General features: G+C 64.3%; 21 protein-coding genes and 1 pseudogene. 9 read left to right on the top strand and 13 right to left on the bottom strand.

The genetic code is table 11. From position 1 onward, the window contains the following. Window positions 1–386 precede the first annotated feature (386 nt). A pseudogene (locus CXY70_RS04705) lies at window positions 387–1,518 on the bottom strand (transposase). A 280-nt stretch (window positions 1,519–1,798) separates the two neighbouring features. Between CXY70_RS04705 and CXY70_RS04700 the strand changes: the two are divergent. After that, window positions 1,799–2,872, top strand: a complete 1,074-nt coding sequence (locus CXY70_RS04700; protein WP_233205738.1) for a tellurite resistance/C4-dicarboxylate transporter family protein — start codon at window positions 1,799–1,801, stop codon at window positions 2,870–2,872. A gap of 154 nt (window positions 2,873–3,026) precedes the next feature. Here CXY70_RS04700 and CXY70_RS04695 read toward each other — a convergent pair whose 3' ends face one another. The 5 genes from CXY70_RS04695 to arsM all read right to left on the bottom strand — a co-directional run bounded on the left by CXY70_RS04695 (window position 3,027) and on the right by arsM (window position 7,017). Continuing rightward, window positions 3,027–3,851, bottom strand: coding sequence for a F510_1955 family glycosylhydrolase (locus CXY70_RS04695; protein ID WP_104191223.1), 825 nt, complete (start codon window positions 3,849–3,851; stop codon window positions 3,027–3,029). Window positions 3,852–3,972: 121 nt separating this feature from the next. Further along, window positions 3,973–4,824 (bottom strand): M23 family metallopeptidase, encoded by an 852-nt coding sequence (locus tag CXY70_RS04690; protein ID WP_146066053.1) that lies wholly within the window; start codon window positions 4,822–4,824, stop codon window positions 3,973–3,975. Between the two features lie 137 nt (window positions 4,825–4,961). Then, on the bottom strand, window positions 4,962–5,555 hold the full coding sequence (locus CXY70_RS04685) for a DUF305 domain-containing protein (protein WP_104191221.1): 594 nt from the start codon (window positions 5,553–5,555) through the stop codon (window positions 4,962–4,964). A gap of 94 nt (window positions 5,556–5,649) precedes the next feature. Then, window positions 5,650–6,108: a hypothetical protein gene (locus CXY70_RS04680; RefSeq protein ID WP_104191220.1), complete on the bottom strand. Its 459-nt coding sequence runs from the start codon at window positions 6,106–6,108 to the stop codon at window positions 5,650–5,652. A gap of 156 nt (window positions 6,109–6,264) precedes the next feature. Beyond that, window positions 6,265–7,017 carry an arsenite methyltransferase gene (gene arsM, locus CXY70_RS04675; protein ID WP_104191219.1) on the bottom strand — a complete coding sequence of 251 codons (753 nt, stop codon included), beginning with the start codon at window positions 7,015–7,017 and terminating at the stop codon, window positions 6,265–6,267. A 95-nt stretch (window positions 7,018–7,112) separates the two neighbouring features. Here arsM and arsD point away from each other — a divergent pair, with 95 nt between their 5' ends. Next, complete coding sequence (gene arsD, locus CXY70_RS04670; protein WP_104191235.1) at window positions 7,113–7,505, top strand: arsenite efflux transporter metallochaperone ArsD; 393 nt, start codon at window positions 7,113–7,115, stop codon at window positions 7,503–7,505. A 4-nt stretch (window positions 7,506–7,509) separates the two neighbouring features. After that, window positions 7,510–9,261: an arsenical pump-driving ATPase gene (gene arsA, locus CXY70_RS04665; RefSeq protein WP_104191218.1), complete on the top strand. Its 1,752-nt coding sequence runs from the start codon at window positions 7,510–7,512 to the stop codon at window positions 9,259–9,261. On the opposite strand, the gene CXY70_RS04660 is transcribed toward arsA, so the two are convergent. After that, the gene (locus tag CXY70_RS04660; RefSeq protein WP_104191217.1) at window positions 9,258–9,527 is read right to left on the bottom strand and encodes a hypothetical protein; all 270 of its coding nucleotides are present in this window, start codon (window positions 9,525–9,527) and stop codon (window positions 9,258–9,260) included. The two genes, arsA and CXY70_RS04660, sit on opposite strands and share 4 nt — an antisense overlap. A gap of 58 nt (window positions 9,528–9,585) precedes the next feature. On the opposite strand from CXY70_RS04660, the gene CXY70_RS04655 reads away from it, so the two are divergent. The 5 genes from CXY70_RS04655 to CXY70_RS04635 are packed head-to-tail and all read left to right on the top strand — an operon-like array spanning window position 9,586 to window position 14,799. Further along, complete coding sequence (locus CXY70_RS04655) at window positions 9,586–10,968, top strand: DHA2 family efflux MFS transporter permease subunit (protein ID WP_104191216.1); 1,383 nt, start codon at window positions 9,586–9,588, stop codon at window positions 10,966–10,968. Continuing rightward, entirely contained in the window at window positions 10,965–11,951 is a 987-nt protein-coding gene (locus CXY70_RS04650; protein ID WP_104191215.1) for a Gfo/Idh/MocA family protein, read from the top strand. The genes CXY70_RS04655 and CXY70_RS04650 overlap by 4 nt, the downstream gene beginning before the upstream one ends. A 32-nt stretch (window positions 11,952–11,983) precedes the next feature. Next, window positions 11,984–13,462 carry a D-alanyl-D-alanine carboxypeptidase/D-alanyl-D-alanine-endopeptidase gene (gene dacB / locus CXY70_RS04645; RefSeq protein WP_233205737.1) on the top strand — a complete coding sequence of 493 codons (1,479 nt, stop codon included), beginning with the start codon at window positions 11,984–11,986 and terminating at the stop codon, window positions 13,460–13,462. Between the two features lie 18 nt (window positions 13,463–13,480). Continuing rightward, window positions 13,481–14,071: an isochorismatase family protein gene (locus CXY70_RS04640; RefSeq protein WP_104191213.1), complete on the top strand. Its 591-nt coding sequence runs from the start codon at window positions 13,481–13,483 to the stop codon at window positions 14,069–14,071. A gap of 26 nt (window positions 14,072–14,097) precedes the next feature. Continuing rightward, window positions 14,098–14,799 (top strand): alpha/beta fold hydrolase, encoded by a 702-nt coding sequence (locus tag CXY70_RS04635; protein ID WP_104191234.1) that lies wholly within the window; start codon window positions 14,098–14,100, stop codon window positions 14,797–14,799. A gap of 82 nt (window positions 14,800–14,881) precedes the next feature. Here CXY70_RS04635 and CXY70_RS04630 read toward each other — a convergent pair whose 3' ends face one another. After that, a complete protein-coding gene (locus tag CXY70_RS04630; RefSeq protein ID WP_104191212.1) occupies window positions 14,882–16,228 on the bottom strand; it encodes an MFS transporter in 1,347 nt (448 codons plus the stop codon). Window positions 16,229–16,848: 620 nt separating this feature from the next. Between CXY70_RS04630 and CXY70_RS04625 the strand changes: the two genes are divergently transcribed. After that, window positions 16,849–17,139: a hypothetical protein gene (locus tag CXY70_RS04625; RefSeq protein ID WP_104191211.1), complete on the top strand. Its 291-nt coding sequence runs from the start codon at window positions 16,849–16,851 to the stop codon at window positions 17,137–17,139. On the opposite strand, the gene CXY70_RS04620 is transcribed toward CXY70_RS04625, so the two are convergent. From CXY70_RS04620 to hpaE, 5 genes are all read right to left on the bottom strand, one after another. Next, complete coding sequence (locus tag CXY70_RS04620; RefSeq protein WP_233205736.1) at window positions 17,140–17,880, bottom strand: IclR family transcriptional regulator; 741 nt, start codon at window positions 17,878–17,880, stop codon at window positions 17,140–17,142. Between the two features lie 45 nt (window positions 17,881–17,925). Beyond that, window positions 17,926–18,747 (bottom strand): HpcH/HpaI aldolase/citrate lyase family protein, encoded by an 822-nt coding sequence (locus tag CXY70_RS04615; protein WP_104191210.1) that lies wholly within the window; start codon window positions 18,745–18,747, stop codon window positions 17,926–17,928. Beyond that, window positions 18,732–19,517, bottom strand: coding sequence for a 2-oxo-hept-4-ene-1,7-dioate hydratase (gene hpaH / locus CXY70_RS04610; RefSeq protein ID WP_104191209.1), 786 nt, complete (start codon window positions 19,515–19,517; stop codon window positions 18,732–18,734). Before hpaH ends, CXY70_RS04615 begins: the two co-directional genes overlap by 16 nt. A gap of 11 nt (window positions 19,518–19,528) precedes the next feature. Then, window positions 19,529–20,605 carry a 3,4-dihydroxyphenylacetate 2,3-dioxygenase gene (hpaD, locus tag CXY70_RS04605; protein ID WP_104191208.1) on the bottom strand — a complete coding sequence of 359 codons (1,077 nt, stop codon included), beginning with the start codon at window positions 20,603–20,605 and terminating at the stop codon, window positions 19,529–19,531. Window positions 20,606–20,666: 61 nt separating this feature from the next. Further along, window positions 20,667–22,181 (bottom strand): 5-carboxymethyl-2-hydroxymuconate semialdehyde dehydrogenase, encoded by a 1,515-nt coding sequence (gene hpaE, locus CXY70_RS04600; protein ID WP_104191207.1) that lies wholly within the window; start codon window positions 22,179–22,181, stop codon window positions 20,667–20,669. Between the last annotated feature and the right edge of the window lies 1 nt (window position 22,182).

Below are 22,182 nucleotides of genomic sequence, written 5' to 3'. Positions count from 1 at the left end.
TAGTCACGGCGCTGACGCGAGGAGTCACCATGGATCATACGAAAATGCCCACGCCGACGACACCACCGATCTTTATGGCTAAATACTCTCGTTGACGGTCAACGACGAGACTGACAGCGCCGCAGAAGCGGCTATGAAATAGAGCAGAGGGCTCGCTATTTCATATCTCCTCCGGTCGGCTGCATAGGTAAGTCGCGATAGGGGTTTCCCTACCGGCACGGCCCAGGAGCCGTTGATGGTTTAACCTGAATCCACCGGTCGGTCTCTGCGGGATTCCTGATTTCGGCGTGGTCCTGTTTGGGTGTTTTGGGCGCGGTTGAGGTCCGGGTCTCGCTGCCCGGGGTGTTCCACTGGGGTTCCTGTTGATGCCGACGGGGGCTGGGTGGTTAGGTGGGGGCGGGTTTTCGTGGGTTGAAGTTCTGCTTGAACAGTGCCGTCCAGGGTTTCTCCCAGGGCCAGTGTTCGGGTAGGTGCAGGGTGATGCGACGTGCTGACAGGGCGATGCGGGCGGGGATGTTGACGAGTTTCCGGCGGATTGTCGCGGTGGTCGCTCGCGCGAGCCCGTTGCCGGCAATGGTCGCAGCGGCGCGGGTCAGGTTGAATGCCAGGACCGCCAGGATGAGCCATGCGGCGTTGGCGGTGAACACGCCCGAGGGCATGTGCGCCAGGGCGCTGCTTTTCAGGTCGGAATTGACCAGCTCGATCACCGCGTGGGCGCGGTGGGTTTTGTCGGCGGTGACGGTGTCGAGGGTGCTGATGGTGAAGAAGGCATGGAAGCGGTGCGTGTCAAACAGGGTCGGCTGGTCCAGGTTCGTTTTGTTCAGTTCCGGGATTCGCCGCACGACCAGGCGCCCGGTGATGTGATCGCTTTTCTTGCGGGAGGTGAACGCGGTGAAGGGGATGGTTTCAATCGCTCGTTTCACGGCAGGGTCCATGCGCGCGGGCGCCGCGCCGGAGTCGTTGGCCGATGATGATCGGCGCCGAAACGTCCGTTTTGACCGTCGCGAGGATCGCGTTCAGTCCGCGGACGCCGGAGTATCCGTAGCCGGAGCCTTGTTTCTGGTGCCCGTGAACTTCGATGATGGTGTCGTCGACGTCGAGGAAGATGTATCCGTCGGTGTCGTGCGCGAGCAGCGGAGTCTCGGTGGCGAGGCCGCGGACAAAGCGCGAGGCGACGGCGTCGAGTTGGCAGACATGACCACACGTGAACTCGCGCAGGAACGACCCCAGCGTTGAGGGCGCGTAGCAGTTGTTGAAGACCTTCCGCATGCCGCCATGGAGAAGAATCGCCATGTCATCGATCGAGTCCGCCCCGGCGACCATCCCGCCGACCAGCGAGGCAACTTTCAAGCCCGCGTTGGCGCCCTTGTCGGTGGGGACGGTCAGCCACTGATCGGCCAAGGTGGCCAGGCCGGCGCGGGCGGCCAATTTCATGATCGGGACCAAGCCAGCGGACGACACAAGATTTAGGTCGTCGAATGATGCAGAAACGGCACCATTGGTGTGGGAAACTTGCATATACGAGATGCCTCTCGAATCGTTGAAAATGCACCCCGGGGCTTGGGACCCGGACGCCTTCGAGCCTGTAAATGAACACGGCATGGTCATGCACCGCACGCACGTCTGAGCCGCGGTCCTGAATGTTGGCTGACGGGCGGTCGCTACGGATATCGATCCGGCTGATCCGTGGAGTTCGCCACCACCTGGCCGTCTCCGCTGGTCCACTTGACATAGATTGAGTCCGGCTCAGGGCCAGCGCGAGAGCCGCGAGTTCCGCTCGAAGGGCTAGCCTGTGATAGTGGCGTCCGAGCGAAGTGTGCGAGTGCGCGCCGCCGTACGCACGATGCCCCCTGGATATTTCGCCATGGTCATGGCCACCGGCATCCTCTCGATCGGCATGAACCTGATCGGGGTCGCCGGCCTCAGCTATGCGCTCCTGGTGGTCTGTGCCGGAGCTTATCTGGCGCTCCTGGTTCTGACTGCATGGCGGTTCGTGGCGTTCCGTCCAGACTTTCTCGATGACCTGCACGACCCGAACCGGGGATTCCAGTTCTTCACCTTCGTCGCCGGCACTAATGTGCTGGCTGCGCGTTTGGCCGTGGAAGGATGGTTTCTTGCGGCAACGGTGCTCCTGGGCGTGTCTGGTGTGGCCTGGGTCGTGCTCGGTTACGCGGTGCCCTGGCTCGCCGTACTGGGCCGCACGGCACGCCCCGTACTGGGGTCGGCAAACGGAACCTGGTTTATCTGGGTTGTTGCGAGCCAGTCGGTCGCCGTCGTGGCAGCGGCGCTCGAACCGGTCGCGGGCGATGCCAGGGCGCTGCTCGCGGTGCTGGCCGTATTGTCGTGGTCGGTCGGCATTTTTCTCTATGGAGCCGCTGGGATGTTCGTCTCACTGCGCCTGATGCTCTACGCACTGCGGCCGGAAGATCTCGATCCGCCCTACTGGGTATCGATGGGCGCCTGCGCGATCACAGTTCTGGCCGGCGCCCGCATCGTCGAAATGGCGGATGCTCCGATGGTAAGCGCGACTCGTGGACTGGTCGGCGGCATATCCGTGATGTTCTGGGCCTTCGCGACCTGGCTCATCCCCGTACTCATCGCCGTGGGGATTTGGCGTCACTTCAAGCGCCACGTACCACTGCGCTATCAAGCGACACTGTGGAGCATCGCGTTTCCCGTCGGAATGTATGCCGTCGCCGGAATCTATCTGGGTCAGGCCGACACGCTGCCGCTCGTCGGCCAGATTGGTACCGTCACGCTGTGGGCTGCGCTGGTGGTATGGCTCCTCGTTTTTACAGCGATGGCGCGCCAACCGATCCGGGCAGGTCGCATCCGACGTGATGCCCGACGGCACGAGAACGCCGTTCGGTAGCCGTCGGCGAGGGGCTGAAGTGCGCCGGGTCTATTCCGGCGAGAGGGTGCCGTTTCGACCTGAGATGGAAGGCGAACCGTGCGCGAGTATCCGTTTGCATGCGAGAAGCCATCTTTGGCCCCTTCGCCGACTTGCCTGCGGCGTGGTGTGCCTGCTAACCGGGCAGCGATACCAGTGCGGTCCAGGTGGTTCCGTAGTCACTGCTGGCGGCGATGCCGGTGGCGTCCGCGACGAGGATCCAGGGTGAGGATCCGCCGACGACGGTGAACGCTGCGGGGATGCGACCGGTCGTTCCGGTTTGCGTCCACGTCTGGCCGGCCTGGCGCCAGACTCCGCCGTTGGGATCGAGACCAATTAATTCTTCGGCGGCGGAATCCAGCAGGAGCAGCGCCGGTGCGCCGGCTAACGCGGTGAAGGTGCGCCCCGCATCGGTGCTCACCAGAACGCCCGACGCTGTCGTTGCGTAGAGCCGATCGACTTGGGATGGGTCGGCGCTCAGGTCGCGGAGTGCGAGCTGCGCTCCCGCTGACCAGGTTAGGCCGGAGTCGTCACTGACGGAAATGCCTCCGGCGCCCGCGTCGTAACCGTAGACGCGGAGGGTGCCGTCGTCGAGGGGAACGGCATCCAGATCGTGAAAATCGGTCTTGCCCGCCAACGACAGCGTCGTCCACGACAACGCACCGTCTGTGCTGGAAATGAGCCCCAAATTAGGCAGTGCCAGATCGCTGGGTTCGGTCGGATCGGGGTGACCCGATGCCATCAACTGGCCGGGCGCGGCCACGGTAAAGCCCATCGTGTCCTGTGCCAGGCCGGCGAGCTGCGTTGGTTGGCTCGTGTCGGCTTGTGGCGCTCCGGCCAGATAGGTCTCTGGCAGCACTCCGGTCGGGATGAGCCAGACCCCCTGATGGGTGGCCGCGTAGGTGTCTCCAGTAAGGGGGTCGGCGCCGAGGCCATGCACGTGTTCGAAAGCGTTGGCCATCGGGGCGATGCCTGGCGATACCGCCGTCGAATCTACATCGTTGGCGGAACACCCCGTCAACACCAAGAGGCCAACGAGGGGTACCGCCAAGGTAATGATTCGGCGCGTTGATCGCTTGCATTTAACCAAGAGTGACTCCTCTGACGCCCATGAATGATTCGGCGTTGATGCCTTCCCCGTCGACGCGAGTTTCAAAGTGCACGTGGCAGCCGCTTGACGCACCCGTTGACCCCACTATGGCAATAATTTCACCGGCTACAACAAGCTGCCCGGAGTCAACGAGGAGCTGGCTGTTGTGGGCATAACCCGTCTCAATGCCGTTGCCGTGGTCAATGAGAACCCAGTTGCCATAGGAGCCCTGATAGCCCGAGTCGACAACTTTTCCTCCGGAAGCCGCGAAGACGGGCTGACCGCAGGGAGCGGCAATATCGGTGCCGTTGTGAAAGTCGCCCACACCATCAACTGGCTTGTTCGGGCGAGAACCGAACGGGCTCGATATTCGGCCCAGAACCGGTAAGGCCCAGCCTTGATCGCTGAGCTGGCCCGGACTCAGGCTGGCGTATTCCCCGTTGCTGGCAGCCTCGGTATACGAGGCAGGTTCAGGCGCTTCCGTGATGGTGTAACCGCCACGTTTAAAGGGAACAGATGTTGTACCCGCGGCAGTGACGCTTTGGAGATCGGCCGTCTCCTCAGCGCTCGCGGCTGCGGTCTGCGGTGGTTCCGGGTTGACCGCGAGTGCAGGTAGGGATGCGCCGATCGCAAATAGCGCGATCATGACCATGGCACTGGCAGCGGCAGCACGCTGGCGCAGCGGGATGGGCCGGGCGGCAACGTTAGCCGGTGGCACAGTTTTCGGTGAGCCGGATCGACCCGCACGCACCATGCTCTCCATTGCGCGCATATCGCGGCGTGACATTTGTGGAACCGCACCGGAGATATGCGGCGCCGTGGCGACGTGGCCGGTGTTATCCACGGAGCACCGCCCCGGTAATACGCATCAGGTGAATAAATTGATGGCGATACATGAAGATGTCCTTGCAGGTGATTCAGAAAAAGAAGTGTGGTGTTCCGGTGCGGGCCTTCCAGAGAACCCGCCCCGAATGTGCCGCTCTAGAGCACGGTGAGAAGCTCGGTCATGACGGCGATTTCAGCCGTCTGCGTCTTGACGATGTTGGCAGCCATCGCCTGCGCATCCGCATTCTCACCATCATCAATTTCGAGCTGCGCCATCGCGACGGCGCCCTCGTGGTGCGCAGTCATCTGTTCCAGGAACAGGATGCTGGCCTCCGCTCCCGCGGCGTCCTGCAGCGCCATCATGTCGTCGTCGGACATCATGCCGTCAGAGCCGCCGCCCATGCCGCCCATGCCCGACATGCTGTTCTCATCTTCGCCCCATGCCGTCAACCAGTCTTTCAGCTGCGTGATCTCCGGTTCCTGGGCAGCCTTGATCTCGGTGGCGAGGTCGATCACGCTTTGATCGAGGCCGTCTTTGGCGAGTAGGTCATCGCTCATTTGAACAGCCTGTTCGTGGTGGGGGATCATCATCTGTGCAAAAGTCACGTCGGCAGAATTGAACGCCACTGTGCTTTGGCTGGCAGAGGGGCTCGCTGGATCTGCGGCGGGGCTGCCGCCAGCACATGAGGTGAGGGTGAGAGCTGCCGCCAGGGTCACAGCAGCGTACAAGAAGGTTCGTGATTTGAGCATCGTTCATCCATTCGTCGTTTAGCAGTAGAAACCGGGTGGCCGCGGGCGCGGCAAAGTCCCGAGGCCAGGTGCTGGCTCGGAACTGCATCTCGGTCTAAACGCGACAGATGGACAGCAGGGTGAGGCTGGGCCGCTGACTCGGTTGGGCGGTGGTGCGCCATGAGTTTGGAACCATGCCGCTATCGAGCAGGCGTCGATAGCGGGTCGGCGGTCGAGTCAGGAATACCATGACGACGAGAGTGAGGAGCAAAACGCACGTCATGGCCAGCAGAGCACAATCAAGCATCCCGCCGCGGTTTCCGGACGAGATTGCCGCAATGACGGGAGCAGCCATGACTGCAGCCATGCCCGTCACCGGAGTGTGGTGCTCAACAATAATCGCTGAAGCAGCAACGGGCGATGAAGCAGGGACCAGCGTGTGCATGGCATGCCCGGTAGCCTCGGAATGGATGGCAAAGACTGCAAAAAGCAGTGCGGCCAGAGCGAGCAAGGAGACGAAAGGCGACACAGAGACGGGTGCGACCAATCGTCGCACCGCACGATCCAGCGTCATTTCACCTACTTCTTTACCCGCAGCCCAAGACCGAGCTGCCAAATGTCTTCCCTCGCAGAATACCGCACGGCCATCGGCGAATCCTGAATGCCGTCAGGATTGCTTCTTGTGGGGTGCGATTGTGACCGGCTGCTCCGCGAAAGACAGCGTTCGAGACTAAACGCTGGGTTTGACGGCCTTGACGATGCTCCCGTGCATTTCAGGGGCGACTTCGTGGGTATACGCCACAGTCGAATTGACAAATCCTGCTGCGACGAGCGCGTCGAGGTACTCCCGGTTCGAAAGGGCCCCGGCGATACAACCGGTGTAACTGCCGCGCTCGATGCGGTCCTCTGCGCTCAGGTGGTTTTCGGCCACCACGTCGGAGATTCCGAGGCGCCCGCCAGGCTTCAAGACCCGGAACATCTCGGAGATGACCGCATTCTTGTCAACGGACAGGTTGATCACGCAGTTAGAGATGATGACGTCGATGCTGTCGTCGGCCAGGGGGATGGCTTCCATCTGCCCTTTGATGAACTCGACGTTGGTGGCGTCGGCCTTGGCCGCATTGGCCCGGGCGAGTGCGAGCATTTCATCGGTCATGTCGAGCCCGTAGGCAAAGCCGGTCGGACCCACCCGGCGGGCGGAGAGCAGCACGTCGATGCCGCCGCCAGAGCCGAGATCGAGCACCGTTTCGCCCGGGTGCAGGTCGGCGACGGCCGTCGGGTTGCCGCAGCCCAGGCTGGCCAGAAACGCTTCCTCGGGGATCTCTAAATTTTCGTTGCCGGTATACAGCGCGGAGCCGAACACGTCGCCGTTGCCCAAATCGGTCGGCACGCAGCACGATGTACTTGGGGCGTCGTTCAATTGCAGTGCGGCCGTCGCATAACGCTCGCGAACAAGCTCCGTGATCTCAGATTTCTCGGTCATGAATTGATCCTTTCGGTAGGTGCGGCCCCAGCCTACTGCTACATTGATACTTATCGATATAGCGAATGAAGACTGAACTTTTGAGGGAGATCGACATGGCTGCCATCCGAATCTACGAACCGGCACTGTGCTGCGACACCGGAGTCTGCGGCGTCGACGTCGACCAGTCCCTGGTCGAGGTAACGGCGACCGTGCGCAGTCTGCAGGACCTTGGTGCTGACATCCAGCGCCATAACCTGGCCACCGACCCCCTAGCCTTCACCACGGATGAGACCGTGCGCGCCTTCATGCACGTCGTCGGTTCGACCGGCCTGCCGCTCACCGTCGTCGACGGCGTCACCGTTGCGACCGGCACCTACCCCTCGAAAACCCAGCTGCTCGCCTTCGCCGGCCTCGCTCCCGTCACGAGCGAGCCAGCCCAGCGACTCCAGCTCGGCCTGACCGAGAAATCTGAAAGCGGATGCTGCGGCGCCACCGGCTGCTGCTAGCACCATGAAGTTTCTCAAGGACCCGCCTCGCTTTCTGTTTTTCACCGGCAAAGGCGGCGTTGGCAAAACATCCGTTGCCTGCGCCTCGGCCATTGAACTTGCTACCCGCGGCCGCCGCGTGTTGCTGGTGAGCACCGACCCGGCCTCCAACATCGGACAGGTCTTCGGTCTCACGATTGGCAACACGGTCACTGCGATTGACGCAATTGCCGGTCTCAATGCCCTTGAAATTGACCCGGAACAGGCCGCGGATGCCTATCGCGAACGCATCATCGCCCCGGTTCGGGGGCTCCTGCCGGAGCGTGAGCTCGCGAGCATCGCTGAGGGCTTGTCCGGTTCGTGCACTACCGAGGTTGCTTCATTCGACGAGTTCACGAACCTGCTGACCGATGACAGCCTGCTGGCGACCTACGACCACATTGTGTTTGACACGGCGCCGACCGGCCACACCATTCGTCTGCTGCAGTTGCCCGGTTCCTGGACCGAGTTCCTCGACTCGGGCAAGGGCGATCCGTCGTGCCTCGGCCCGCTGTCCGGGCTGGAGAAGCACAAGAAGGTGTACGCCGCTGCGGTCGCAGCGCTGGCCGACCGCGCGCGCACGCGGCTGGTGCTCGTGGCGCGCGCGCAGGCATCCGCTTTGAGCGAGATCGATCGCACCCACGGTGAGCTGGCACAGATCGGTATTCGCGGCGGCTATGTCGTGATCAACGGTGTGCTCCCCAAAGCGGCGGGAACACAGCCGATGGCACTGGCGATTCGCAGCCGCGAGCGAGCGGCGCTGAACGGTTTGCCAGCGTCGTTGGCCACCCTGCCGCTGGACACTCTCGAACTCAAGGCAGGCAACATGGTGGGTGTCGACGCGCTGCGTTCCCTGTTTCGCGCAGGTGGCAACGGCGCGGCAGAATCGCAGGCCGTGGCCGAAGTACCCGATGCCCCGCTCGGCCAGTTCGTCGACGAACTGGAACAGGCCGGGCACGGCCTGATTTTGTGCATGGGAAAAGGTGGCGTCGGCAAAACCACGATCGCTGCAGCAATCGCCGTTTCTCTCGCCCAGCGCGGCCATGCTGTGCACCTGACCACGACGGACCCGGCGGCCCACCTAGTTGAAACGCTGCACGGAACCCTGCCGGGGCTGCGCGTCTCGCGCATCGATCCCCAGGAGGCGATTCGGGAGTATCGGAATCACGTCATGACAACCAAGGGCAGGAATCTCGACGCCGACGGCCGGGCCGCACTCGCCGAAGACCTGCTCTCGCCGTGCACCGATGAAGTCGCGGTATTCCGGCAATTCTCCAGGGCCGTGCACGAATCGCGTCACGAATTCGTTGTCGTTGATACCGCTCCGACCGGCCACACCCTGCTGTTGCTCGATGCCACCGGGTCGTACCATCGTGAAATTGCCCGCCAAATAGGAGAGAGCATGTCGTTCGTGACCCCGCTGATGCGGCTGCAGGATCCGGAGCTGACCAAGGTGCTGCTCGTCACCCTGGCCGAGACGACGCCGGTGCTCGAAGCCGAGGAGCTTCAGCACGATCTCCAGCGAGCCGGAATCCAGCCGTGGGGCTGGATAGTCAACAACTCCATTGCCGCAGCGCGCCCCGAGACGCCGTTTTTGCAGGCGCGCGCAGCCAACGAAGTCGCCCAGATCGACAGGGTGTCCGACCGTGCCGATCGGGTCGCGATCGTGCCGTTATTGGCCGATGAACCGATCGGCGTTGACCGGCTGACCGCGCTGACGGCGCCCAGTCGCGGTTAAACGGCCATTCCGGGGTGCACCTTGACGACGGTGATGTTCTTCGTGGGCTGCACGGTTTTCGCCGGCGCCCGGGAAAAACCTTTTGCTCCCTCGAGACGGTTCTGCCCGCGAAACTCGGCCAGGGCGTCGTCAAAGATGGCGTTCAGCCGGGTTCCGCTGAATTCTTCCGAGGTCCCTTCGGTGAAGCTAATGCTGATGAGTGAGTTGTCGGGAAAGTGCCGGTTCATGCGGATGAAGCCATCGGCATCCTGCTGCAGGGTGATCATTGGTCTAGTCTGACCTATTAATTGCACGCCGTTGCGGCACGTGGGGTTAACTCAAGTCATGACTCGTTCCTCGCCCGATACCCAACGGCTCGTTCTCGTGGTTGCGGTGCTGGCCTCGTTCATTGCCTTCCTCGACGGCACCGTCATCAATGTGGCCCTCCCCGCAATCACCCGTGAACTTGGCGGAGGTATTTCAACCCAGCAGTGGGTCGTCGACGCCTACCTGATCACTCTCGGCGGCATTATTCTGCTGGCCGGTTCGCTCTCCGACGCGTTCGGGCGCAAGCGGGTGTTGTTATGGGGCCTGGTGGGCTTCGCCGCCGCATCCGTTCTCTGTGCGGTGGCTCCGAACGCTCCCCTCCTAATCAGCTCACGTGCCCTCCAGGGCGTTGCCGGTGCGCTGCTGGTGCCAAGCTCGCTCGCCCTCATCTTCAGCACGTTTTCAGGTGCTGGACAGGCCCGCGCGATCGGAACCTGGACTGCCTGGACCAGCACAGCCTTCATCGCCGGTCCACTCATCGGTGGTCTGCTGGTCGACCTGGTGTCGTGGCGACTGGTGTTCGCCATCAACATCGTGCCGATCGCGCTCACCCTGATTTTGTTGGCGCGGTTGCCGGGCGACCGGGCAGGGGATGTAGCGCCCCGCGTCGACGTCATCGGAGCGGTCCTTGGAGTGCTCGGCGTGGCGCTGCCGGTCTTCGCGCTGATCGAACAGGTCAACTTCGGCTGGGGCAGTCCGATCATTCTGGTACCGCTCATCGTCGGTCTGCTGAGTTTTGCGGTGTTTATCTGGCATGAGAACCTCGTAAAAGCACCAATGATGCCGCTCAGCCTGTTTCGGGTGCGCAACTTTTGGGTGGGAAACGTCGCGACGACTCTGATCTACGCCGCGCTGTCGCTCGGCACGTTCCTGCTCGCTGTCTTCCTGCAACAGGTCGGCGGGTACAGCGCGACGCTCGCCGGGTTGGCCCTGCTGCCAGTAAGTATTTTGAGCATCGTCCTATCCACTGTCATCGGCCGTCTGGCTGGCCGATTTGGCCCGCGCCTGTTCATGTGCGTCGGGCCGATCATCGCCGGTATTGGGTTTTTCGTCATGCTGCGCATCGACGCCAGCGTCGCCTATTCCAGCCAGGTTTTGCCCGGCGTCATCATCTTTGGCCTGGGCCTGACGATCACGGTCGCGCCGCTAACCTCCGCAATTCTGGGCGCGATAGAACCTGGCCGGGCGGGCATCGCCTCCGCGGTCAATAACGCGATCTCCCGGGTCGCCGGACTCGTGGCCATCGCCGCGGCGAGCATTATCGTGGGCCCGGTGCTCGACGTAGACGGGTTCCACCGCGCCGCTATCGTCACTGGAATTCTGCTGGTCGGAGGCGGAATAATTTCAGGCATCGGCATTCAGAACCCCGTGTCGGTGCCAGCCGATAAACTCCAGGCATGACCGATTTGATTCGCTGGGGAATCCTGGCCACGGGCGGCATCGCCCACCTGTTCACGAGTGACCTGGTACAGAACGGCCATACAGTGCAAGCCGTCGGGTCGCGCAGCCAGGCATCGGCGGACGCCTTCGCCGCCGAATTTGGCATCCCCACGGCACATGCCAGCTACGAAGCGCTAATCGACGATCCCGAGGTCGACGTCATCTACGTGTCGACGCCGCATCCGTTTCATGCCGAACACGCTGCCGCCGCGTTGAATGCCGGCAAACACGTGCTGATCGAGAAGCCGATCGCGCTCAACGCCCGGGAAGCCCGTCAGATAGTGGACCTGGCCGCGAGCAAGAATTTGCTCGTGCTCGAAGCCATGTGGACCCGGTTTCTGCCGCACATGGTTCGCATCCGCGAGATTCTGGCAGCCGGTACGCTCGGCGACGTGCGCAGCCTGCTCGCCGACCATACCCAGGACCTTCCCGACGACCCGGAACACCGGATCAATTCCTTGGCCCTGGGTGGCGGGGCACTCCTCGACCTAGGGGTCTATCCGGTGAATTTCGCGCACGCCGTCTTCGGGGCGCCCGAAACTATCCTGGCCAGTGCCTCGTTCAAGGCCACCGGAGCGGATGCTCAGGTCGCGACGATTTTTCGTTATGAAGGCGGACAGATCGCCACGACCTTCTCGGCGAGCGACACTCTCGGCCCCACCAGAGCGTCGATCGTCGGCACCGAGGGGCGCATCGACATCGACGCCGTCTGGTACGCACCGACCGGGTTTCGGGTACTGGACAACGTGGGCACCGTGCTCGAAACGTTTGTGTCGACCGAGTTCACCGGCCGCGGGATGCACTTCGAAGCAGTCGAAGCCGAGGCCCTGATTCGGGCCGGCAGGTTCTCGAGCGACATCATGCCGGCCGAAGAATCGGTCGCCATTATGCACACCCTCGACGCGATTCGGACCCGGATCGGCCTGCGCTACCCGGGTGAATAGCTGGCCCGAGGCGCGTCGGCTACCATACGGAGGTGGATGAACCCGTGCAGACACCCGTAGCCCCCGCGGTCGACCCTGCCCCGCGCAGCGGAATCGGCGCAGTCTTCGCCCGGTACCGCCGGGCCTGGCTGATCGCCGCCGGTGCTCTCGTCTTCGTGCTGCTGGGCAGTGGAGCCGTTTTTGCCGGAACCCAGACCGGCGCGGCGGCGCCGGCAGCGGCATCCGTTGTGGCGTCGCCCGCGGCCGCGCCGAGCCCCACTCCCACTGTTGACCCGGCGCGGCCGGTGCCCGCCGAGGTGACGACGGCCAGCCGACTGCGTACCTGCTCGGTCGCCGGGCTCGCCGCCGACACCCGCCTCGCCGATTTTCAGGCGCAGGTCGTCAATGCCAGCACCGGTGAGGTGCTCTTCAACCGCGGCGGCACAACGTCGTCGCGTACCGCGAGCGTCATGAAGGTGCTCACCTCGGCCGCCGCCCTCAATGTGCTCGGCAGCGACTACCGGGCCACGACCCGCGTAGTGAAGGGCGCCGAACCCGGTCAGGTCGTGCTCGTCGGCGGGGGAGACCTCACCCTGTCGCGGCTGCCCACCGGTCAGGAGCCGTTCTACACCGGCGCCGCCCACCTCGACGACCTCGCCACCCAGACCCGGGTCGCCTGGGCCGCCGACCCGACCAATCCGCCGATCACCTCGCTCGTGCTCGACGCATCGTACTTTTCCGGCCCTGACTGGGACGAGGGCTGGGCCCGCACCGAGCTCGGACTCGGCTCCATGCCCGAGATCACCGCGCTGATGGTCGACGGGGACCGCAACGACCCGACCCGCAGCACGTCGGCGCGCAGCGAAGACCCGATTGCCCGGGCCGGCCAGGCCTTTGCCGACGCGCTCGGCGGTGGCCTCAGCATCAGTTCGGCCACCGCCCCGGCCGACGCCGCCCAACTCGGTGCCGTGCAGTCCGCGCCGGTGTCAACGCTCATTCAGCAGTCCCTGATTGTGAGTGACAACACCATCGCCGAGATGCTCGCCCGCCTCGTGGCCATCGAAAACGGTGCCGGCAACTCGTTCTCCGCGCTGCAGCAGGGCATCGTCGATGGCCTCGCCGCCTACGGCATCGACACGACCGGCATGATCATCAAGGACGGCTCGGGCCTCAGCCCCCACAACGCTGTCTCGCCGGCCTACCTGACGGCCCTGTTTATCAAGGTCAACGCCCGCGAGGGCAACCTCGGCGTACTCTTTGACGGATTGCCGATCGCCGGCGGACCGCGCGGATCCCTCTCGTACAACGACCGTTTCGCCGGGGCGAATGCCGCCGCCGACGGCGCAGTGTTCGCCAAGACCGGCTGGATCGATACCGGATACACGCTCGCCGGGGTCGTTCGTGCCGCCGATGGTACCCCGCTCACCTTCGCCATTTACGCCATCGGCAACGTGAGCTCGAGCGCTAAAATCGCCATCGACACGCTGACCACCGGGTTTTTTCACTGCGGCGACAATCTGTCCAATAACTGACCATTCGAAGGAGACCGCGTGACCCGTGCACTGTTCATCATCGACGTTCAGAATGACTTCACCGAGGGCGGTGCGCTCGGCGTTGACGGGGGCAGCGCAGTAGCGGCGGGCGTGAGCGCGCTGCTGGCGCAGCATCCGCTCGCCTACAAATACGTGTTCGCCTCACGCGACTGGCACGATATCGGCAACGACAACGGCGGCCACTTCGCGCGCGATACGGCACCCGACTACGTCACGACCTGGCCCGTGCACTGTGTGGCCGGTACCGCGGGCGCCGAATACCACAAGGCTCTCACCACGGATGCCGTGACCTTCCATATTCGCAAGGGCCAGGGCAAGCCTGCATACTCCATCTTCGAGGGCACCACCGAAGCCGGGCAGACGGTGACGGAGTTGCTGACCGAGCACGGCGTGACCGAGATCGACATCGTCGGCCTCGCAACGGACCACTGCGTGCGGGCCTCCGTTCTCGACGCGCTCGAACATGGCCAGCGCGTGCGTGTGCTGACCGACCTGGTTGCCGGTGTCGCTGCGGAAGCCACGGCGACCGCCCTCGCTGAGATGGCGCACGCCGGCGCGGTCTTTGCCGCGAGTGACGCCGCCGAGTGACCTCGTTCGCGAGACGGCTCGACGGGGTGCGTGTTGCCTTTGATGCCGCGCCGGGGGAACGACCGGTTTTGCTCGTGCACGGTTTCGCGTCGACCGCAGCGGTCACCTGGATTGGCTCGGGGTGGGTGCGGGCGCTCGGGGAAGTGGGGCGGGGCGCGATCACGCCCGACCTGCGCGGACATGGGCGCAGCGACAAACCGCACCGCTCTGACGACTACCTACCGAGGCAGCTGGCCGCCGACCTCGTGGCTGTGCTCGACATGCTGGAGCTTGAGCGGGTCGATGTCATCGGCTATTCCCTGGGGTCGCGGGTCGTGGCCGCCATGGCCCGGCTTGCGCCCGAACGCGTGCGCAGCCTTGTGCTCGGCGGAGCCGGGCCGCTCGAACTATTCGATACCTGGGATCAGGGCGAGGTCAACCGGTTCCTGCGCTCTGGCGACCTTTCTTCCGACCCGACCATTGCCGCCGTACTCGGGCCGGCCCTCATCGCCGGAGCCGACCGGGAGGCGCTGATGGCGTGCGTGCAGGGGATGGCGGGAAGCACCCTGGACGTGCCAGTGGGCATCCGGCAATTGTTCGTGGCGGGCGGTGCCGACCAGATTCCGGCCGGGGTAGCGCTGATTGCGGCCGAGCGCGGTGCCGGGTACGTCGAACTGCCCGGCCGCACCCACCTCAGCGCGTTGACCGCTGGCGAGTTCAAGCAAGCCGCCCTGGAATTCTTGACCTGAGCCCGGGCTCGGTCCAAGGGAGCACGGAATAACCGTGCCGCCCGGATTTTACTCTCGGCGGCACGGTTCGGATTTGCGAGAGCTACTCGTGGGTGCTGATGCCCAGCGGAACTCCGCGCGTTTCCTTGACCAGGGTCACCGCGACGAAGGAGATTGTAGCGAGGGCCATGAGGTAGATGCCGATGGAGAAGGACTGGCCGGTCTCGTCGAGCAACAGTTGCGCGATGAGCGGAGCGAACGCGCCACCGAGGATCGCGCCGAGCGCGTAGCCGATTGAGACGCCGGAGTAGCGCACCTGGGCCGGGAACATTTCGGCGTAGAGCGCGGCCTGCGGGCCGTAGGAGAAGCCGAGTCCGCTCGCCAGGATGATGAGCGAGAGCGCGAACCAGACGATGTCGCCGGTATCGATGAGCAGGAACATCGGGATCGCCCAGATGAACAGAAAGGCGTAGCCGAGCTGGAAGGTGCGCACGCGGCCGATTTTGTCGGAGAGGATGCCACCGAGCATGGTCGACGCGAGCCAGAACACGGCGGCGACGGTGCTGGCGATGAGCACCGGGGTGCGCTCCATACCGAGTCCGCCAGCTTCGGCGGGCTTGGTGGCATATGAACTGAAGAAAGCGATGAGCATGTAACCGGCCGCATTGTTGGCGATGAAGATCAGTGCCGTGAGGATGACCTGTCGCGAGTGGTTCTGGAACAGTTGCTTGAGCGGGGCGGCAGACTCCTTCTTGCGAGTCTGCATCTCCTTGAAGACCGGGCTCTCAGCGACCGCGCGGCGGATGACCCAGCCAACAACGATGAGTAGCACGGAGACGAGGAACGGAATGCGCCAACCCCAGCTGAGGAACGCTTCTTCACTCATCGAGGTGGTGACCAGAATCATCACACCGGTGGCGAGGATGAGGCCGACTGGAACGCCGATCTGCGGGTAGGCACCGAAGAATCCGCGCTTGTTGATTGGTGCGTGCTCGACGCTCATGAGCGCGGCGCCGCCCCATTCGCCGCCGGCCGAGAAGCCCTGCAGGATGCGCAGCACGATCAGCAGGATCGGTGCCCAGACGCCGATCTGGTCGAAGGTTGGCAGCAGGCCGATGAGCGCGGTGGCCGCGCCCATCATGACGAGGGTGAAGACCAGCATGGCCTTGCGGCCGATGCGGTCACCGAGGTGTCCGGCGACGATGGCGCCGAGCGGGCGAAACAGGAAGCTGATGCCGAGCGAGGCCCAGGCGATCAGCTGGGCGAGCGGTTCGTTCTCTCCGGCGAGCGGTGCGAAAAACAGGCCGGCCAGCACGAGGCCGGCGGCCTGGGCGTAGATGAAGAAGTCGTACCACTCGATGGTGGTGCCCACCATCGTGCCGGCGAGGACCCGCCGTTCTTCGTTCCGTTTAGCGCTGGTTGCCTGCGTGCGCTCGGTCGTAAAAGCCATGGAATACTCCCTCGTATCTCACTGCGGTGCTGGGTCGGGTGCTGCGGCGAAGTGTGTGGATCGTGCGGAGAATATCGGCACTGGGGCAGTATGGCAGCTAAACCAAAGATTACCTACCTATTGGTCAGTATTGTGTGGTATCGATATGTTGCGGCTACCAGAGTGCGATTTTGCACCCTGCACGGGGGCGGCCACGAGCGATTTCGGCATGCAGACCGCTAGTTTGGAAGAAATGACTTCAGAGAAATCCGCCGTGCTGCGAGCCCGCAGCGTGTTCGGCGTGCTCATCGCCGGCTTGATCGTGACTCTGCTCTGGCCGATCGGCACGGCCACCTTCGTGCTCAACGCCTGGGACCCCTACGAGACGTGCGCGCGGGTACAAAGCCCGGGCGACCGCGTGCGCTACGATTTTTTTCCGCCCCGCATGCTCTGTTCTACCGGGCCCGATGCGTGGGCCAGCGCGACCGCTGAGGGCGTGACTATCGGCCTGTCCGTCGTGCTCGTGCTGGGCGTTGCGAGCATGATAATCGGGGTGATCGCGGGTGTCTGGTCGGTGCCGAGGGTCGCGCCGGCAGCATCCGAGGTGAACTTCGCCTACGTGGCCGGGAGGCTGCCCGGCCGTGGCGGCCGCGCCCTATGCATTCGACTGCCTGGGTACGGGAATCGGCTACGGCATGGAGCTCACGTTCTCCGGCGCGGACACCGACGACTGGGACGTCAACTACGACGCCGCGGCCGCCGCGTATCTTCGAATCACGACGGGATGGGCCACCGATGGCCACCCCAGCGCCCCCGAGAACAGCGAGTTCTACGCCTATGCCGACGAGCCCAGCGTCGTGTCGCAACTGCGCGCCCGGAACGTTGGTTCGACCGTGCGAGTGGGCATGCAAAGCCTGTGCATGGCCAAATAATCAGCGAAGCTCAGCGACGATCGTGCGCGCAGCCTCGGTGAGCGCTGCACCGATGTCGGTGGGGGAGTGCAAACTCGAGATGTACACGACGGCGAGCGAGGCGGGTGATTGCCCGGGTACAGCCAGGGGCACGGCGATCGACGACAGTCCGGGAACGACCTCGTCGTGGCTGGCGGCATAGCCGAGAGTGGCGACCTCACCGGCCTCGCTCCGGCGAACTTCGGCGAGACCGAGCGCGGCCCACTGACCGGCGTTCAGGCCTGACTGGATGGCGATTCCCGGTGCGCCCATATTCAGCGGATGCCGTGTGCCGGGCTGCTGTGCGACCGTCGCTTGGGCCTTCCGCGGTTCGATACTCACAAGCGTGACGACCTCGCTCTGGTCGAGCACCGCGATGAACGCGGTCATGCCGAGCTCGTTGGCGATGCGCGTGAGCACGGGCAGGGCAGCGGCCTGTAAGTCACGCGAGACACCCCGCGCCAAGGCGGCCAGGCGCGGGCCGAGCCGCACCAGTCCGGCCTGGTCGCGCACGACGAGGCCGTGATCTTCGAGGGTGCGGAGGATGCGATAGGCGATCGAACGGTGCACGTCGAGGGCGTTGGCGATATCGACGATGCTCATCGGCTCATCGGTGTCAGCGAGAATTTCCAGCACACGGATGCCGCGCGACAGCGTTTGCGAGTGCGCGGCGGGCGCCGAGGCGGGGTTGCCGGAGGTCTCGGCGAATTCTGGGATCGACACGCTCCTATTCTCGCATTCGGCTCTGTCGCTCAGTCATTCTGTCGCTCAGTAACTCCGCCGCGGAACCTCGGGTCCGGCCAGACCCGCTGGCCTGATGAAGGAGGTGGCGAGCTTCTCCGAGGCGCGGGCGAGGATGGCCACGTCGGCACCGACGAGCACGAAGCGGGCGCCCGCCGCGAGGTAACGCTCGGCGGTCGCGGGCGCGAAAGCATTGACACCAACGGGCTTACCGAGCGCCGTGACGGTGCGGATGCACTGCTCGACCGAGGCGACGACGTCGGGGTGGTCCTGCTGACCGAGCAGGCCCATCGAGGCGGCGAGGTCGGAGGGGCCGATGAACAGGCCGTCGACGCCGTCGACGGCGGCGATCTCGGCAATATTGGCCACGGCATCCATCGTCTCGATCTGCAAGAACAGGGAGATCGTCTCGTTGGCGCGGGCCAGGTAGTCGTCGATGCGGTTCCACCGGGACGCCCGGGCGAGGGCACTGCCGACGCCGCGAACGCCGTGTGGCGCATAACGCACCGCGGCCACCATGTCACGGGCTTGCTCGGCGGTGTCGACCATCGGAATGAGCAGGTTCTGCGCGCCGAGGTCGAGCAGCTGCTTCACGATGATCCGATCCCCGATCGGAGCGCGCACCAGCGGCATGATTGGATAGCCGTGTACGGCCTGCAGCTGGCTGAGCGTGGACTCGAGGCCATTCGGGCTGTGTTCGGTGTCGATCAAAAGCCAGTCCAGGCCGCTACCGGCACAGATTTCCGCGACCAGCGCGCTGCCGGAACACACCCACATGCCGATCTGCGCCCGTTCAGTGCCCCCGAGAACGTCTCGAAAGGTCGGCTCTGCTGCTACTCGAATCGGCATGTGATGGCTCCCAAGGGTCCGTAGTCGGCGTGCACGGTGTCGCCCTGCTGCACCCACATCGGACGGGTGAACGAGCCGGCCAAAATGATCTCGCCGGCCTCAAGGCTGGTTCCGTGCTGGGCGAGCTTGTTCGCCAGCCAGAAGACTCCGGCAGCGGGGTGGTTCAGTACGGCCGCGGCGACGCCTGATTCCTCGATGGTCTGGTTGCGGTACAGCAGTGCCGACACCCAGCGCAGGTCGATATCGCCAACCTTCACGGGAATGCCGCCCATCACTATCCCGCCCATCGCTGCGTTGTCGGAGATGGTGTCGACGATCGTGCGGCCGGGCATCTCAATGCGCGAACTGAGGATCTCCAACGCCGGAACGACGTAGTCCGTGGCATCGAGCACGTCGAACAAGGTGCAGTTGGGGCCGGACAGCGGCTTGCCCAGCACGAACGCCAGCTCGACTTCGATGCGCACGTTCGAGAAGCTGTCGAACCGGATGCTCGCGCCATTCTCGTAGACCTCGTCGGCGAAGATCACACCATAGTCGGGTTCGGTGATGCCGGTGGCGACCTGCATGACCTTGGAGGTCAGACCGATCTTGTGGCCGACGAGCCGGCGGCCAGCCGCGATGCCGCGCTCCTTCCACAGGCTCTGCACGGCGTAGGCGTCGTCGACGGTCATCCCGGGGTGGCGGGTGGTCAGAAGGGGAACCGTCGACCGGGTGAGCCCGGCCGCGACAAGTTCGTCGACGATTTCTTCAATGACTGAGTGATCAAGCATGGGCGCCGCTCCTAAAGGGTGGTGCCGAGTTTAAAGCCGGCCAGCTCGTCGTCTTTACGAGTGTACGAGAAGCCGTCGGCGCCGACGGTCACGGCCATTTCACTGGATTCGGTGCGTTCGATGACCGGCTGAGGGTTGCCGTCGAGGTCGAGCACGAGGGAGGCATCCGTGTACCAGCTGGGAACGACCGGGTTGCCCCACCAGTCCCGGCGCTGGTTGTCGTGCACGTCCCAGGTGACGACGGGGTTGTCGGGGTCGCCGGTGTAGTAGTCCTGCGTGTAGATCTCGACGCGGTGGCCGTCGGGGTCGCGCAGGTACAGGTAGAACGCGTTCGAGACGCCGTGGCGGCCCGGCCCGCGTTCGATCAGGTCGCTCTTGCGCAGCGCACCGAGCTTGTCGCAAATGTAGATGATGTTGTGCTTCTCGTGGGTTGAGAAGGCGATGTGGTGCATGCGCGGCCCGTTGCCGCCGGTGAGGGCGGTGTCGTGCACGGTGTCCTTGCGGCGCATCCAGGCGGCGTAGGTGACGCCGTCTTTGTCCTGGATGTCTTCGGTGACACGAAAGCCGAGGTCTTCAAGGTATTTACGGCCGCGGCCGACTTCGGGGGTGACCTGGTTGAAGTGGTCGAGGCGCACGAGCGCGCCCGGACCCTGCAGGTCGTAGCGCCAGGCGAGGCGTTCCACGTGGGTGCTCGCGTAAAAGAACTCATACGGAAAGCCGAGCGGGTCCTCGACGCGCACGCTGTCGCCGATGCCCGTCACGAAGCCCTCAGCGCGACGTTCGGTGCGGCAGCCGAGGTCCTGGTAATACGCCTCGGCGAGGTCGACGTCTTTGGGGCTGCGTACCCGAAACGCCATCGCGGCGACCGCGGCGATCGGCCCCTGGCGCAGCACGAGGTTGTGGTGGATGAACTCTTCGAAGCTGCGCAGGTAGATCTCGGTGTCGTTTTCCTCGGTGACGACGAGGCCGAGAATGTCGACGTAGAATTCGCGCGACTTGGCGAGGTCGGTCACGACGATGTCCATGTAGGCGCAGCGCAGGATGTCGGGCGCGGTAGCGGTGGGGGTGGGGATCGGGCTGAGTGTCATGGGGTTCTCCTCGTTGAGGGTGACGCGGTGTGCTGCGGTTTAAAGCTGATGCTCGGCGCGGCTAGTTGCCGCCGAAACGAGGCGTGTGCACCGGGGCGAGTGTGATGTGCACGGCCTGCGAGTCGGTGTAGAAATCGATCGATCGGTAGCCGCCCTCGTGGCCGAGGCCGGAAGCCTTGACGCCGCCGAACGGGGTGCGCAGGTCCCTCACGTTGTGCGAGTTGAGCCAGACCATCCCGGCATCGACCGACTGGGCGAAGGTGTGCGCGCGAACCAGGTCGGTGGTCCAGATGTAGGCCGCCAGTCCGTACTTCACGCCGTTGGCCAGCGCGAGCGCTTCGGCATCCGTTTCGAAGGGGGTGATGGCCACGACCGGGCCGAAGATCTCCTCCTGAAAGATGCGGGCGGTCGGGGCGACATCGGCGAAGACCGTGGGGGAGACGTAGTTTCCCTCTGGCAGTGTCTCGGGGCGGCCGCCGCCGGCGAGTAGTCGACCCTCGGTCTTGCCGATTTCGACGTAGCTCATGACCTTGGCGTAGTGCTCAGGGTGCACGAGCGCGCCGACCTCAGTCTTCGGGTCGTGCGGGTCGCCGACGACGATGCGTTGAGCGCGAGCCGCATAGCGGGCACAGAATTCGTCGTAGATGGAGCGCTCGACCAGAATGCGGCTCGACGCCGTGCAGCGCTCGCCGTTCAGCGAGAACACACCGAACAGGGTCGAGTCGATGGCGGCGTCGAGGTCGGCGTCGGCGAAGACGACGGCGGGCGACTTGCCGCCGAGCTCCATCGACATGCCCTTGAGGTTCGCCGCGCAGTTGCGGTAGATGGTCTGGCCGGTCGTCGTCTCACCGGTAAACGAGATGAGCGGCACGTCGGGATGCTTGACCAGCGCATCGCCGGCTTCCTCGCCGAGACCGTTGACCAGGTTGAATACGCCGTCTGGCACCCCGGCGGTGCGAAATATCTCCGCCCACAGGCTCGCCGACAGCGGCGTGAATTCGGCCGGTTTCAGCACGACGGTGCAGCCGGAGGCGAGCGCGGGGGCAAGCTTCCAGCTTTCGAGCATGAAGGGGGTGTTCCACGGCGTGATCAGCCCGGCGACACCGACCGGCTTACGGTTGACGTAGTTGATCTGTCGGCCTGGCACTTGGTAAGTGTCGTCGGCCTGCGCCACGATCAGGTCGGCGAAGAACCGAAAGTTTTCGGCCGCGCGCTGCGCCTGGCCGAGCGCCTGCGTGATCGGCAGCCCGGTGTCGAAGGTTTCCAGTTCGGCGAGCCGGGCATCCTGCGCCTCGACGGCGTCGGCGATGCGGTGCAGCACCCGGGCGCGGGCCCGGGGCAGCATGCGTGGCCAGGGTCCACTGGAGAAGGCGACCTTCGCGGCGGCGACGGCCAGGTCAATGTCGGCCTGCTGGCCGGCGGCTGCGATGGCGTAGGTCTGGTTCGACACCGGGTCGAGCACCTCGAACGTCTCACCATCGACGCTGTCGACGAATTTTCCACCGATGAAGTGACGAATGCTGGTGGGTAGGTCATCGGGAACATAGTGCGTTGTCTGGACAGACGTCTGCGTCATG

The organism is Cryobacterium sp. Y82, from assembly GCF_002929495.1.
GTDB classification, from domain to species: Bacteria; Actinomycetota; Actinomycetes; order Actinomycetales; family Microbacteriaceae; genus Cryobacterium; species Cryobacterium serini.
The sequence above is the reverse complement of the archived record's forward strand: the minus strand, read 5'-3'. Positions and strand labels throughout refer to the sequence as shown.